Origin of the sequence: Providencia vermicola (assembly GCF_020381325.1) — a bacterium.
GTDB classification, from domain to species: domain Bacteria; phylum Pseudomonadota; class Gammaproteobacteria; order Enterobacterales; family Enterobacteriaceae; genus Providencia; species Providencia vermicola.
Window position 1 is genome coordinate 275429 of sequence record NZ_JAGSPI010000006.1, and the last position, 12334, is coordinate 287762.

Sequence of the window (12334 nt, forward strand, 5' to 3'; positions counted from 1 at the left end):
TTATAGGCGGCCTTCAGAGCCACACAGCGTGATCTTCTCATGGACCACTTGTTTCATTGCGTCCATACCAGTACGCATGTAAAAGCGTGGATCATTGGCATTCGGATTTTCTGCAAAATACGCTTTAACAGCATTTGCAAAGGCAATTTTTAATTCTGTCCCTACGTTGACCTTCGCAACACCTAAACGAATGGCATGGGTTACATCATCGTTGGGTACACCACTTCCTCCATGTAACACCAGAGGGATATCCACCAATTTTCCAATGACAGATAGACGGTCAAAATCAATTTTGGGTGGCTGTGTATACATGCCGTGAGCCGTACCGATTGCGACGGCAAGACTATCAATTCCTGTACGGTGTACAAACTCAACAGCTTGCTGAGGGTCTGTTAAAAATGCATTTTGAGCGTCTACATTTTTATCATCTTCTTGACCGCCTAATTGTCCTAATTCCGCTTCCACACTACAATCCGCACGATGGCAAAAATTGACGACTTGCCTCACTAAATCAACATTTTGCTCGAACGGAAAGTGGCTAGCATCGATCATGGCACTGCGTACACCCGCATTGACTTTATGAACGATGTCATCAAATTGTTCGTGATGATCAAGGTGTAAAATCGTTGGCATGTTGTAGCTTTTGGAATAGGCACGGCACAGTGCCAGCATTTCTTCACATGCAATATGTTTATAGGTTCCTGGTGTACCTGCTAAAATTGCAGGTGATTGGCGCTCAGCACACACCTCTAGTACTGCCTGAATAGTTTCTGCGTTGTGGATATTAAACGCAGGTACTGCCCAGCCTTGTTGGCGTGCGCGTTGTAATAAGTATTTTGTTGAGATAATTGACATATTTTTTACCTCTATTGTTCAGTATGCCAAGGGTAAATATTGACGCCTTTAACAACGCGGTTAACAAAACCCTGTGGTGAAGGGTTATCGGGTTCAAAAGAGAAGTAAATCGACTGGGCAACCGCATAAACTTGGGCAAAAACTAAAAAGCCGAGAACGAGCTGGCTGTCTGAAAAATGTTGAGCATTCGGCAAATAAAAATAATCACCTTGCTCAATAGCGGCGTTTTGTTGCCCTGATATTGCAGTGACATTACGAGCAATTGCGTCATTACGTAATTCAGCTAATAAATCAAGGTCATAAGCACGGGTGTAAGGGTGATTGGATACCAAAATAATCACTTGGGTTTCATTATCAATCAATGATTTAGGGCCATGACGGAAACCAACTGGTGATTCATAAAACGTGGCAGTTTTCCCCGCTGTTAATTCTAAAATTTTTAAGGCACTTTCATGAGCAATACCTTGCAAGCAGCCACTTCCAAGCCAAATAATGCGTTTAACACCCGCAACTTGCAGAGGTGACGATTGCATGTCTTTTTGTTGCTCAAGGAGTAACGAAACGCTGTTAGCGAGATCATCGACAGAAATACGGTCGGTTCCTTCACATTCAAAAGCTGCCATACAGCCAAGCATCATGCTACTCATGCTGCTAGTCATGGCGAATCCACGATCACAGGTTTGTGCTGGGATGGGCAAAATTAGGGCGTTTTTCTCGTCATGATAGCGTTGGTATAGTGCACCCTGTGGATTGCAAGTCACGATTAAATGGAAACAACGTGAGTTACGTTGTTCAGCGAAGGTCAGTGCGGCTAAACTTTCGGGGCTTGAGCCTGAACGAGCAAAAGAAACAATCAAGAGTGGGCAGTGTTCAGGTAGGTAGCCAGTAGGGTCGCTGACCATGTCTGTCGTTGAGACGGAGAGAACAGGAACTTGCAGTTTTTTCGCGAGTATAGGGGCGATTGTATCACCAATAAAGGCCGAAGAGCCCGCGCCTGTGAGTAAAATACGTAGGTCAGACATTGCAAGCAACGGTTGCAGAAAAGCCGTTATTTCTCCTTGGTAGGCGCTTACTAACGCTTGGGTTTGCCGCCACATATCAGGTTGTTGTCTAATTTCTTTTTCAGTCCAACACTCGGTCATTGCTTGTGTCGTAGTCATAATCTATTTCCTTATAGTGACGCAGGCTGACAAGCTGCATTGTAGATACGTAAAACATCAATAATGTGCTCAATAGCGAAGTCATGGGCAGAAGTTTTGTATGCACGATTGCGTGCGAAATCGTACTGAGCGGGTAAGTACTGACTAACTAATGTAAGTGGGATAGTCACTTGCTCTAAGTTGGCAAATAATTGCTTAACAGCTTGCTGAACTCGTTGATTAGGCCAGTAATAGCGTAGTCTGTCGGAGTAACTAAAGTGACGAGCAAGGCGCTGTTGCTGCGTATCACCATGGTAATAACGTTGCCAATTTTCAGGGTGTGCTAACATTTGTTCCTCTAAAACTTGGCGTAATTGGCTCTGTTTTTCCGCGGGAACTAACTCTTTTTCAATTAATTCCAAAGCGTATAGCGCCTCACGTAAAGCGAAAGTCAAAGCAGGGCCGACTTTTAAAATAGCAAAGTGATCTCGGACAAGTTCATGGTAGGCAGTTGCAGGTTGGTAGTCGGTTGAATGCGCTTCAAAAACCATGTTTGGGTAGTTTTCAATAAATTTGCTTAATGAAATGGCTTTTTCAGCTTGGTAGTCGACCACACTATCATGAGAAAATTCAACGCCAGGTTGCACCACTAGCCCAACAACGGATGGCCAAATAGGCGTTAAATCTTGGGCGGCAAAGGCGTCTTTATGAGCGGTAATTGTCTTCTGTGCTGCGTTTTCAGACGTGACTTCAAGCTCATCAAGGGACTCATTTGCTCCGCCAGGCACAGGGACTTCCGTTCCTATGATGTACACAATTTCATGTTCTGGATGATGTTTTTGACGTGTTTCTTCGCAAACTTTGGCCAGTCTTGCTGCTCGTTTGGCGATCACGTCATCGGACAGTACCGCAGGGTCATCAGCACAAGACATGCTACAATCAAGGTGAATTTTGCTAAAGCCTGCCGCAACATAATGCATTACAACGGATTCTGCTTGTTGCATTGCATATTCAGCAGGCAAATGTTGCCAACGATTTGGCCCTAAGTGATCACCTCCTAAAATTAATTTATCTAAGCTTAAACCTAAATTATTCGCAAGGTTATCAACGTATTCACGAAAATCTTGCGGGGTCATTCCTGTATAACCCCCTTCATGATCAACCTGATTTGAGGTTGCTTCGACCAATAGCAAACTTCCATTATCTTTGGCATGTTTGATGGCGGCTTCCAATACCAAAGGATGAGCGGAACAAACCGACGTAATCCCAACTTGCTCACCTTGCTTATGTCTTTCAATAAGCTTTGATATACCGTTCATTGTAACCTCTTTCATTTCGTTTTGTTTCTTTTTTTGTTTGTTTAACACCTTTTCACGTTAATCGAAAGGAAAAACAAGATCAATAAAATAAAGAAAACGAAAGGTTGTTAGGGTTTATTTTGTGACAAGGGATCCGTTTTTTGCTAAAAATAAGCAAATTGATAGGTGAATAAAAATCGAAACGAAAGTAAACTGTTAGAATAAAGGAAATGAAAGGCAGAAATTCGTTGAAACTCAAGTGAAAGTCGCAATGTGGTTTTTGTATTTCTCGTTGATTGTTGGTTATGTGGATACGTTAATGAAAAAAAGTGTTCGTAGTACAAGTGAAAGGCGAGAAAAAACGATCTCGTTGCTTAAACAACAAGGCGCTGTTCAGGTCACTGATCTTGCTGAATTATTCAATGTATCAACAGTAACAATTCGAGGTGATCTAACATTTATCGAGAAAATGGGTATTGCAACCCGAACATATGGTGGGGCATTACTGAGTGACTTTCCCAGTATGACAACGGAAAGAACCATTGAAACGAAGCAAACTGAACATTTAGCGGTTAAGCAAAAAATAGCGCAATTAGCTGTCACATTAATAAAACCAGGTAATACGATTATTTTGGACTCGGGCACCACAACGTATGAAATAGCCTTACAGCTTAAGGAAATGAAAGATATTACTATCATGACTAATGGGATGAATGTGGCGAATGCATTAGTGGATGCTAATCAAATTGAGTTACTTGTGACAGGGGGGCATTTACGTCGTAGCTCATTGTCATTTTACGGTTCTCAGGCTGAGCTTTCATTGGAAAATTACCATTTTGATATGGTATTTCTTGGGGTAGATGGTTTTAGTTTAACCCAAGGAATTACAACGCATCATGAAAATGAAGCGCGTATGAACCGCCGAATGTGTGAAGTTTCGAAGAAAATCATTGCCGTTGCTGATTCTAGTAAATTTAACCAAGTTAGCTTGCACCGTATTATCGACACGGAAAAGGTGGATGTACTAATTACGGATAGTCAAATTACGGATGTAATGCGAACAGGGCTAGAAAAACTGGGCATCGAGGTGATGATTGCGGATGTTTCAAGTTGATGGTTGGTAAACCGCTTTAACTATTCACCTTAATTAAAGCGGTTTTTCAATCATGAGAAAAACTTATAATATAGTTCATTCCAGCGTAATTCATTTTTAAAAGCCGGAAGTTGCGTATGAGGGTCAATAACCAAGAGCTCAATGCCGCACATTTCAGCGTACAATCTCATGTACTCAATATCTAACGCTTGTGAGAATACGGTATGGTGAGCACCACCAGCCAACATCCAAGCTTGGGCCGCGATATTCAGTGTTGGATGCGGCTGCCAAACAGCATGTGCAACAGGTAAGTTAGGGAGCGAATGTGGGGGGGCTATGGTATCTACGCTATTGACTAATAAGCGAAAGCGATCGCCAATATCAATTAAGCTGATATTGATTGCAGGCCCAGGTGTTGCCGTGAAAATTAAGCGAGCAGGGGCTTCCTTACCCCCAATACCTAAATGTTGCACATCTAATATGGGTTTTTCACTAGAACTAATCGATGGGCAAATTTCGAGCATATGGGAGCCCAATACCAAACCATTACCTGTTTGCGAGTCAAATTGGTAAGTGTAGTCTTCCATAAAGGAAGTTCCACCTTTTAGGCCTTCAGCCATGACTTTACTTATCCGAAGTAACGCAGCGGTCTTCCAATCTCCTTCAGCGCCAAAGCCATAACCTTGTTGCATTAAGCGTTGTACGGCTAAACCAGGGAGTTGTTTTAACCCATATAAATTTTCAAATGTGGTGGTAAAGGCATGAAATTTTCCTTGTTCAAGAAATCTTTTCAGACCCAATTCAATGCGTGCGGCGTTAAATAAATTTTGTCGTTGCTCGCCATTCACTTTGACTGTTTCACTGAGCTGATAGGTGCTCTCATATTCATCAATTAATGCGTTAATATCACCTTGGTGAATATTATCGATAACTGAAACTAAATCGCCTAAGCCATAACCATTTACTGAGTAGCCAAATTTAATTTGTGCAGAAACTTTATTGCCTTCAGTGACAGCAACTTCACGCATGTTATCACCAAAACGTACGACTTTTAGATTTTTACTTTCATGGATACCAAGGGCAACACGTACCCACCGACCAAGTTGTTGATGGACATTTTTGTCATGCCAAGAACCGACGACAACAGTATGTTGTTTGCGCATTTTAGCACCAATAAAGCCAAACTCGCGACCACCATGAGCAGTTTGATTTAAATTCATGAAATCCATATCAATAGAATCCCATGGAATAGAATCACTAAATTGTGTATGTAATTGAAGAAGTGGTTTTTCTAAGAAATTGAGGCCATTAACCCACATTTTGGCAGGTGAAAAAGTATGTAACCAAACGATAATGCCGAGACAATTTTTATTGTAATTGGCATCTCTGCATATTTCGCTGATTTCATCTGGGGTCGTTGCTAGCGGCTTAATCACTAGCTTTATAGGCAGCTCTGCTTGCATATTAAGCCCATTAACGACCGTTTCAGCCTGTTGGGCAACTTGTTGTAGTGTTTGCGTACCGTATAGATGCTGAGAGCCAATCACAAACCAAACTTCTAAATTATCAAAGGTGTTCATATCTACTTTCATTCTTTAGGATCGCTTATTGTGTAGGGGTAAGGCCACTCTACACTACTCATTTGCGGCATAGCAAGGCTCGGCGGCGAGATGCCATTTTTGATAACGTTGATAAAGCGCCTCATATTGTAGAGCCCTCGCAGGATCAGGCATCATCGTACACTCAATTGGGCTCGCCATGTGTTTTTGTGCTTGTGAAATGGTTGAGTGAACGCCTGCGGCGACAGCAGCAAAAATTGCAGCACCTAAGGCACAGCACTGGTCAGAGGCAACAATCTGAAGAGGTCGGTTCATCACATCAGAGCAGACTTGCATGATGATAGGGGATTTACGTGCTATTCCACCTAATGCTAACACGTTGTCAACCGGGATATTTTGGTTCACAAAGCATTCCATAATGGCACGAGCACCGAATGCGGTAGATGCAATAAAGCCACCAAAGAGGGTTGGTGCATCAGTTCCCAGATTTAAATCTGTGATAACACCTTTTAGACGTTGGTTCGCAAATGGTGTGCGACGGCCATTAAACCAATCTAGCACTATAGGGAGTTTCTCTAAGGAGGTTTGCTCCGCCCATGCATTGGTCAGCGCAGGAAGTAATGTAGATTCAACCTGTTTTAACGTATTTGCTAACTCAGGATGGCTCTGGCTTGCGTAATTTAATGACCAGCCAAGTAAATTCCCAAACCATGCATACATATCGCCAAAAGCAGACTGACCAGCTTCCATCCCGACAAAACCAGGAATGACGCTACCATCAACTTGCCCGCAGATCCCTGCAACTGCCCGATCGCCAACTAAATCATATTCAGTGATCAAAATGTCGCATGTTGATGTACCAATTACTTTCACTAATGTATAAGGTTGAGCGCCAGCACCGACAGCGCCCATATGGCAATCAAATGCGCCACCTGCAATTTGTACTGTGGCAGGAATACCTAAGCGATTGGCCCATTCAGCAGTAATGGTACCAACCGATTTTTCAGCCGTATAAGTATCGGTAAATAAAGGATAATCGAGGTCATTGACTAAAGTAGGGTCAAGTGCATGTAAAAAATCACGTGCGGGAACGCCTCCCCAACTTGGGTGCCATAATGATTTATGGCCTGCGGCACAGCGTCCGCGTTTGATATCTTTTGGTGCCTGAGTACCGCTAAGAAGAGCAGGAACCCAGTCACACAGCTCAATCCAAGAAACTGCTGTTTTTCGAACTGCTTCATCAATGCGAGAAATATGCAGGATTTTTGCCCAAAACCATTCTGAGGAATAAATGCCACCAATGTAACTACTATAATCATTGAATCGTCCACTATGGCAAAGCTGAGTAATTTCTTCGGCTTCTTCAATTGAAGTATGGTCTTTCCACAACACAAACATGGCATTGGGGTTATCCATAAATTCAGGCCGTAAAGCTAATACTTGGCCTTCACGATCAATGGGAGCGGGGGTCGAACCTGTGCTGTCTACACCTATGCCAATAATATGTTGACGCTGTTCAAAAGATAACATTGCAACAACGGCTTTAATCGCTTGTTCCATTGATTCAATGTAATCCAATGGATGGTGACGAAATTGGTTATTTGCTGGGTTGCAAAATAAGCCTTTTTTCCAGCGTGGATAATAAATAACTTCTGTGGCGATTTCAGAGCCTTCTATGCAATCGACAGCGAGGGCACGTACAGAATCACTACCAAAATCGAGTCCAATAGCAATCGCGTTTGTTGACATAAAAACCTCAAGTTCACAAGGATCATAATTAAGATCCGTACCATAAAAAATATTGGCTGAAAGTGTGAGGAGGGGTTAGCTACAAATATGCACAATCCTGCTTTCTTCATTCAGAATGTGAACTTCATCAATATCTTATCAGGGAAGTGAGTCACCAAAAACGGGCAGAGTTGAGGTTAATAGGTTGCCGCTGTATATTTAGATATGAAAGAGATAGTGATGATGTATGACAATAAGCAGGAAGCTAGCATATTTTTTTGTCATTATTGAGGAAAAACAGTGCATCAACGAACTAATTTAGATTCACAGCCTAACCCATTATTGCCAGGGTATCCGTTCAATGCCTATCTTGTGGCAGGATTAACGCCGATCGTTATTGGTGGTCCATTAGACTTTTTTATAGACCGAGCTTTAGGGATGAAAGGTTATATTTTAAATATGACTATCAAGGGGCAAGGGCAGGTATTTGATGGTGAAAAACGTTTTTTTTGTGAGCAAGGTGACTTACTGTTGTTCCAACCAAAAGAACCACACTTTTATGGCAGGTCGCAAGACAGTGATTGCTGGTATCACCGTTGGATTTACTTCCGCCCTAGGGCATATTGGGCTGATTGGCTCGAATGGAAAACGCAAACCCAGAAAGTGGGGCGCTTAACACTAGAGACACAAGAATTACAGAAAGAATTTGAGCAACTATTTATTTCTATTGAACAAATTCACCAGTCAGGCAAACACCTTTCTGAAGAATTTGCCATGAATTTGCTTGAACGTTTATTATTACGTTGTATTGAAGAAGAGCCACAAGCTTCTCATAAGCGGATTGATACACGCATTATTGAAGCGTGCCAATTTATGACGAATAATTTGGCTGATGACATTCGTATAGAGGATATTGCTAGTCATGTGTGTTTATCGCCTTCGCGATTAGCACACCTTTTTCGGGATGAAATGGGGATTAATATCTTACGTTGGCGTGAAGATCAGCGAGTTATTCGAGCTAAGTTGCTTTTGCAAACGACCCAAGACCCTATTGCGAGGATTGGTCGTACTGTCGGTTATGATGATCAGCTCTATTTCTCACGTGTTTTTCGTAAGCGGGTTGGCGTTAGTCCCAGTGATTTTCGCCGCCGATATTTAGAGTTATTAATTCAATCTGAATTGGAAGAGGAGTAATGCAGTGCTGATAAGAGCCGCATTACTCCTTGGAATGGGTTAGTGTTTATTGATAAGTTGTGAAAGATTTATCCCTTTTAAGAAGATAAAGGCCAATAACAAGCTTCCCCAGAGTGTCATGGTGATGTAACTGCTAATCCCTAGAATATTTAAGCCGCTTTCTAGCATTTGTAATAAAATCAAAGCCATAAAAATACCAAAGACTTTACCAAACCCACCATCAGGGTTTACGCCGCCTAATACCACGGCCAAAATAGATACCAGCAAATATGAGTCCCCGTAAGAGGCTTTTGCTGAATTCAGTTTTGACATCATTAATAAAGCCGCAACGACACAGAAAATAGACGATAAAATATAGACCCAAATGAGGTTTTTCTTGGTGTGAATCCCAGAATAATAGCTGGCGCGTTCATTCGAACCAATAAGATAAATCGTACGACCGAAAGTGGTTTTCTCTAAAATCACCCATAGTACAAATGAAACAGCTAAAAAGATAATTAGTGGGACAGGAATACCAAGGATATCTGAGCTATTTATTGTGAGGATATAGTCAGGGAAATTCGAAATCGCAGAGCCTTTAGAGATTAAAATATTGATCCCATTGAGTAAAGTCATAATCCCTAAAGTCGCAAGGATTGGAGATACACGCACGACAGCAATGAGAAATCCATTGATTGAGCCAATAATAACTGCGGTGATTAAACCTGCAATGATGACAAGAAAGAAACTGCCTAAGGTGGGAGGATATTGAGTTGCAATCCAAGCCATAACAAGGCTACAGGCGTTCATTGTTGCAATAATCGATAAATTTATCCCCCCTGTTAACATCGTCACCGCCATAGCAAGCGCAAGAACACCTAATACAGGGACTTGTGTCGCAATAGATTGAAAATTAGCCGATGACCAGAAAACATTGGGGATCAAAATACTAAATGCCACTATAACCAAGCCGATAAGTAAGCTCAGGTAAATTTCGACATTATCTTTTACTTTTCTTGAGCTCATGTTTTAAACCTCTCGACTTTTGTGTTGGCTCCATGCCGTCATACTGATGCTCACGACGATAACTAGGCCAGTGACAACGGTATGCCAATAGGAAGAAATACCTAAGAGGTTTAGGCCATTTTGTAAGACGGCCAGCAGGGTCACCCCTAGTAAGGTTCCGAGTAAAGTGCCTCGTCCTCCAATGATACTGGTACCACCTAATACGACTGCAGCCAAAACCGTTAGCTCATACCCCAGTAATGAATCAGGGGCTACGGTGAGCACCGTTGCAGACTGTACTACGCCAGCCACGCCTGACATCAATCCCATATAACCATAAACAAATAGTTGCAGTTTGAAGATACCAAACCCCATCCTTGATGCAGCTTCTTTATTACCACCCATCGCGTAAATCATGCGACCAATGCTAGTTTTATTCATAACAAAGGCGGTTAAGATGATGACGGCAAGTACCGTTAAGATTTGCAGGCTCAATCCATAATCATAACTATCTGCCGCAGTGAACTTAAATAATAAAATGCCTTGTTCGAACCATTCAGGGTAGCTATATAACCAGATACCTTTGGTTAAATAGAGTAATAAACCGTAGAAGATATTTAATGTTGAAATGGTAATAATAATTGAGGGAACTTTCAGGCGATTGACCAAAATAGCATTAACTAAACCAAGCAATAAACCCACACCACCAGATAATGCGAAGGCAAGGGCAAAATTCCCCGTAGTACCCTGAATTAGGGTGACCATAATGTACTGGGAAATAATTGTCATAGCAGGAAATGAAATATCGATACCGCCGGAGATGAGTACAATAAATAGGCCGCAGGCTAAGATGGTTAGCATGGCGTAGTTGTTAACTAAGTCATAAATATTGCTGAGTGTCATAAAATCATCACTCGCAAAAGATAAATAGCCACTGATAATTATAATAATGATACCTAAGAATAACTCGTGGCCTTTAATTCCAAGTTTATTAACCATTGACCACCTCAGATAAAATGGCTTCTGTTGTTTCTCCAGGTAAATAGGTCGAAATAATTTCACCTTTACGCATCACTAATATGCGGTGGCTATTAAAAAAGGCTTCATCTATTTCATCCGTGACCATCAATACCGCGATCCCTTTTTGGGCTAATGCACGAATAATCTGGTAAATTCCTGCTTTATTGGCAATATCAACACCAACGGTAGGTGCATCAAGAATGAGTACCTTGGGGTTGATCGCCAGCCATTTAGCAATGGCAACACGTTGCGCATTTCCCCCTGATAATGTATTAACGGGCAAATTTACACTGCCAATTTTGATGGCTAATTGTTCAACTAAATCAATGACAACGCTATTTGCTTTGGTTTTATTGAGAAGCTGCCAAGGGGTTTTGAGCTTATTTAAAATAGTTGAAATGATATTGTCATTGATGGATTGCTCCATAACTAGCCCAGTATTCATTCTATCTTCAGACACATAGCCTATTCCCGCTTTTATTGCATCACGGTTACTAGCGAATTTAACGGGGCTTCCTTTAAGAAATATTTCGCCACTCTTTGGTTTGGTGACACCAAATAAGCTTAGACAAAGTTCGGTACGACCTGCACCTAATAACCCTGTAATTGCAACAATCTCACCTTGGTGAATTTTAAATGAAATATTTTTGTATTCATTATCTCGATTTAGGTTTTTGATTTCTAATGCAACGGTATTGTGCTGTTCAATAGGAGGAAGTACTGTGTAGGAAAAGGCTTTTCCCGTCATTAAAAATGCCAATTTTTTATTATCAATGTCGGCAGCAGGGTATGTCCCAACTAGTTTTCCATCTTTTAGCACTGTGATCCTATCGGAAATTTCCATCACTTCATCAAGTCGATGGCTGACAAACACCACGCAAATTCCTTTTCTCTTTAAATCGTGCACCACTTGCAGTAGCCCTTTAACCTCTTGCATTGTCAATGAGGCTGTCGGCTCATCCATAATAATAAGTTTGGCTTCTTGAGATAGAGCACGGCAAATAGCCACAATTTGCCGCTGGGCAATGGGTAACGACTCAACTGTTGTATCTAAATCGAGCTGTGCATTGATACTTTTTATGGCTTTTTCTGCTATTTGACGAATGCTTTGTTTGTTTACAATAAATTTATGATGGTACTGGTTGATGCCAATATTTTCAGCAACGGTTAAATTCGGAAATAACGATAAATCTTGATAAATGACTTGAATGCCTGCTTTTACCGAATCAATAGGTGATAAATGGGAAAATTTTTTCCCATTCACGGTAATATCTGCTCCAGCATCAGGGTGATAAACACCTGATATAATTTTAATAAGTGTGGATTTTCCACAACCATTTTGTCCAGCTAGGCAGTGGACTTCCCCTGGAAGTAGTGTCAAGGCCATGTTATCAAGCGCCTTCACACCATAGAAGGTTTTATTGATATTACCCAGCGAAATAAAGGGTTCCATTTTTACCTCTG

General features: G+C 41.5%; 10 protein-coding genes. 2 read left to right on the top strand and 8 right to left on the bottom strand.

The annotated features are described in order from the left end of the window. Genes KDJ85_RS10945 through KDJ85_RS10955 form a run of 3 tightly spaced genes read right to left on the bottom strand, consistent with a single transcriptional unit; the run spans position 1 to position 3313 of the window. Complete coding sequence (locus tag KDJ85_RS10945) at positions 1–855, bottom strand: tagatose bisphosphate family class II aldolase (RefSeq protein WP_225819701.1); 855 nt, start codon at positions 853–855, stop codon at positions 1–3. A gap of 11 nt (positions 856–866) precedes the next feature. After that, positions 867–2015 carry an SIS domain-containing protein gene (locus KDJ85_RS10950; protein WP_225819702.1) on the bottom strand — a complete coding sequence of 383 codons (1149 nt, stop codon included), beginning with the start codon at positions 2013–2015 and terminating at the stop codon, positions 867–869. Between the two features lie 11 nt (positions 2016–2026). Continuing rightward, positions 2027–3313 (bottom strand): D-tagatose-bisphosphate aldolase, class II, non-catalytic subunit, encoded by a 1287-nt coding sequence (locus KDJ85_RS10955; protein ID WP_225819703.1) that lies wholly within the window; start codon positions 3311–3313, stop codon positions 2027–2029. A 250-nt stretch (positions 3314–3563) separates the two neighbouring features. Between KDJ85_RS10955 and KDJ85_RS10960 the strand changes: the two genes are divergently transcribed. Continuing rightward, positions 3564–4406 (top strand): DeoR family transcriptional regulator, encoded by an 843-nt coding sequence (locus KDJ85_RS10960; protein ID WP_275967691.1) that lies wholly within the window; start codon positions 3564–3566, stop codon positions 4404–4406. A gap of 50 nt (positions 4407–4456) precedes the next feature. Here the strand turns inward: KDJ85_RS10960 and araA are convergent, their stop codons facing one another. Both araA and KDJ85_RS10970 read right to left on the bottom strand, forming a co-directional pair. Then, positions 4457–5965: an L-arabinose isomerase gene (gene araA, locus KDJ85_RS10965; protein WP_225819704.1), complete on the bottom strand. Its 1509-nt coding sequence runs from the start codon at positions 5963–5965 to the stop codon at positions 4457–4459. Positions 5966–6019: 54 nt separating this feature from the next. Beyond that, complete coding sequence (locus KDJ85_RS10970; protein WP_225819705.1) at positions 6020–7693, bottom strand: ribulokinase; 1674 nt, start codon at positions 7691–7693, stop codon at positions 6020–6022. Positions 7694–7972: 279 nt separating this feature from the next. Between KDJ85_RS10970 and araC the strand changes: the two genes are divergently transcribed. After that, complete coding sequence (araC, locus tag KDJ85_RS10975; RefSeq protein ID WP_225819706.1) at positions 7973–8866, top strand: arabinose operon transcriptional regulator AraC; 894 nt, start codon at positions 7973–7975, stop codon at positions 8864–8866. Between the two features lie 39 nt (positions 8867–8905). Here the strand turns inward: araC and KDJ85_RS10980 are convergent, their stop codons facing one another. Genes KDJ85_RS10980 through KDJ85_RS10990 form a run of 3 tightly spaced genes read right to left on the bottom strand, consistent with a single transcriptional unit; the run spans position 8906 to position 12323 of the window. After that, complete coding sequence (locus KDJ85_RS10980; RefSeq protein WP_225819707.1) at positions 8906–9871, bottom strand: ABC transporter permease; 966 nt, start codon at positions 9869–9871, stop codon at positions 8906–8908. 3 nt (positions 9872–9874) lie between these two features. After that, positions 9875–10849 (bottom strand): ABC transporter permease, encoded by a 975-nt coding sequence (locus KDJ85_RS10985; protein WP_225819708.1) that lies wholly within the window; start codon positions 10847–10849, stop codon positions 9875–9877. Next, positions 10842–12323, bottom strand: coding sequence for a sugar ABC transporter ATP-binding protein (locus KDJ85_RS10990; RefSeq protein WP_225819709.1), 1482 nt, complete (start codon positions 12321–12323; stop codon positions 10842–10844). The genes KDJ85_RS10985 and KDJ85_RS10990 overlap by 8 nt, the downstream gene beginning before the upstream one ends. Positions 12324–12334: the final 11 nt, after the last annotated feature.

Coding starts and splice junctions, on each gene's coding strand:
- KDJ85_RS10945 (WP_225819701.1), bottom strand. CDS start 855: ATGTCAATTATCTCAACAAAATACTTATTACAACGCGCACGCCAACAA.
- KDJ85_RS10950 (WP_225819702.1), bottom strand. CDS start 2,015: ATGACTACGACACAAGCAATGACCGAGTGTTGGACTGAAAAAGAAATT.
- KDJ85_RS10955 (WP_225819703.1), bottom strand. CDS start 3,313: ATGAACGGTATATCAAAGCTTATTGAAAGACATAAGCAAGGTGAGCAA.
- KDJ85_RS10960 (WP_275967691.1), top strand. CDS start 3,564: ATGTGGTTTTTGTATTTCTCGTTGATTGTTGGTTATGTGGATACGTTA.
- araA (WP_225819704.1), bottom strand. CDS start 5,965: ATGAACACCTTTGATAATTTAGAAGTTTGGTTTGTGATTGGCTCTCAG.
- KDJ85_RS10970 (WP_225819705.1), bottom strand. CDS start 7,693: ATGTCAACAAACGCGATTGCTATTGGACTCGATTTTGGTAGTGATTCT.
- KDJ85_RS10980 (WP_225819707.1), bottom strand. CDS start 9,871: ATGAGCTCAAGAAAAGTAAAAGATAATGTCGAAATTTACCTGAGCTTA.
- KDJ85_RS10985 (WP_225819708.1), bottom strand. CDS start 10,849: ATGGTTAATAAACTTGGAATTAAAGGCCACGAGTTATTCTTAGGTATC.
- KDJ85_RS10990 (WP_225819709.1), bottom strand. CDS start 12,323: ATGGAACCCTTTATTTCGCTGGGTAATATCAATAAAACCTTCTATGGT.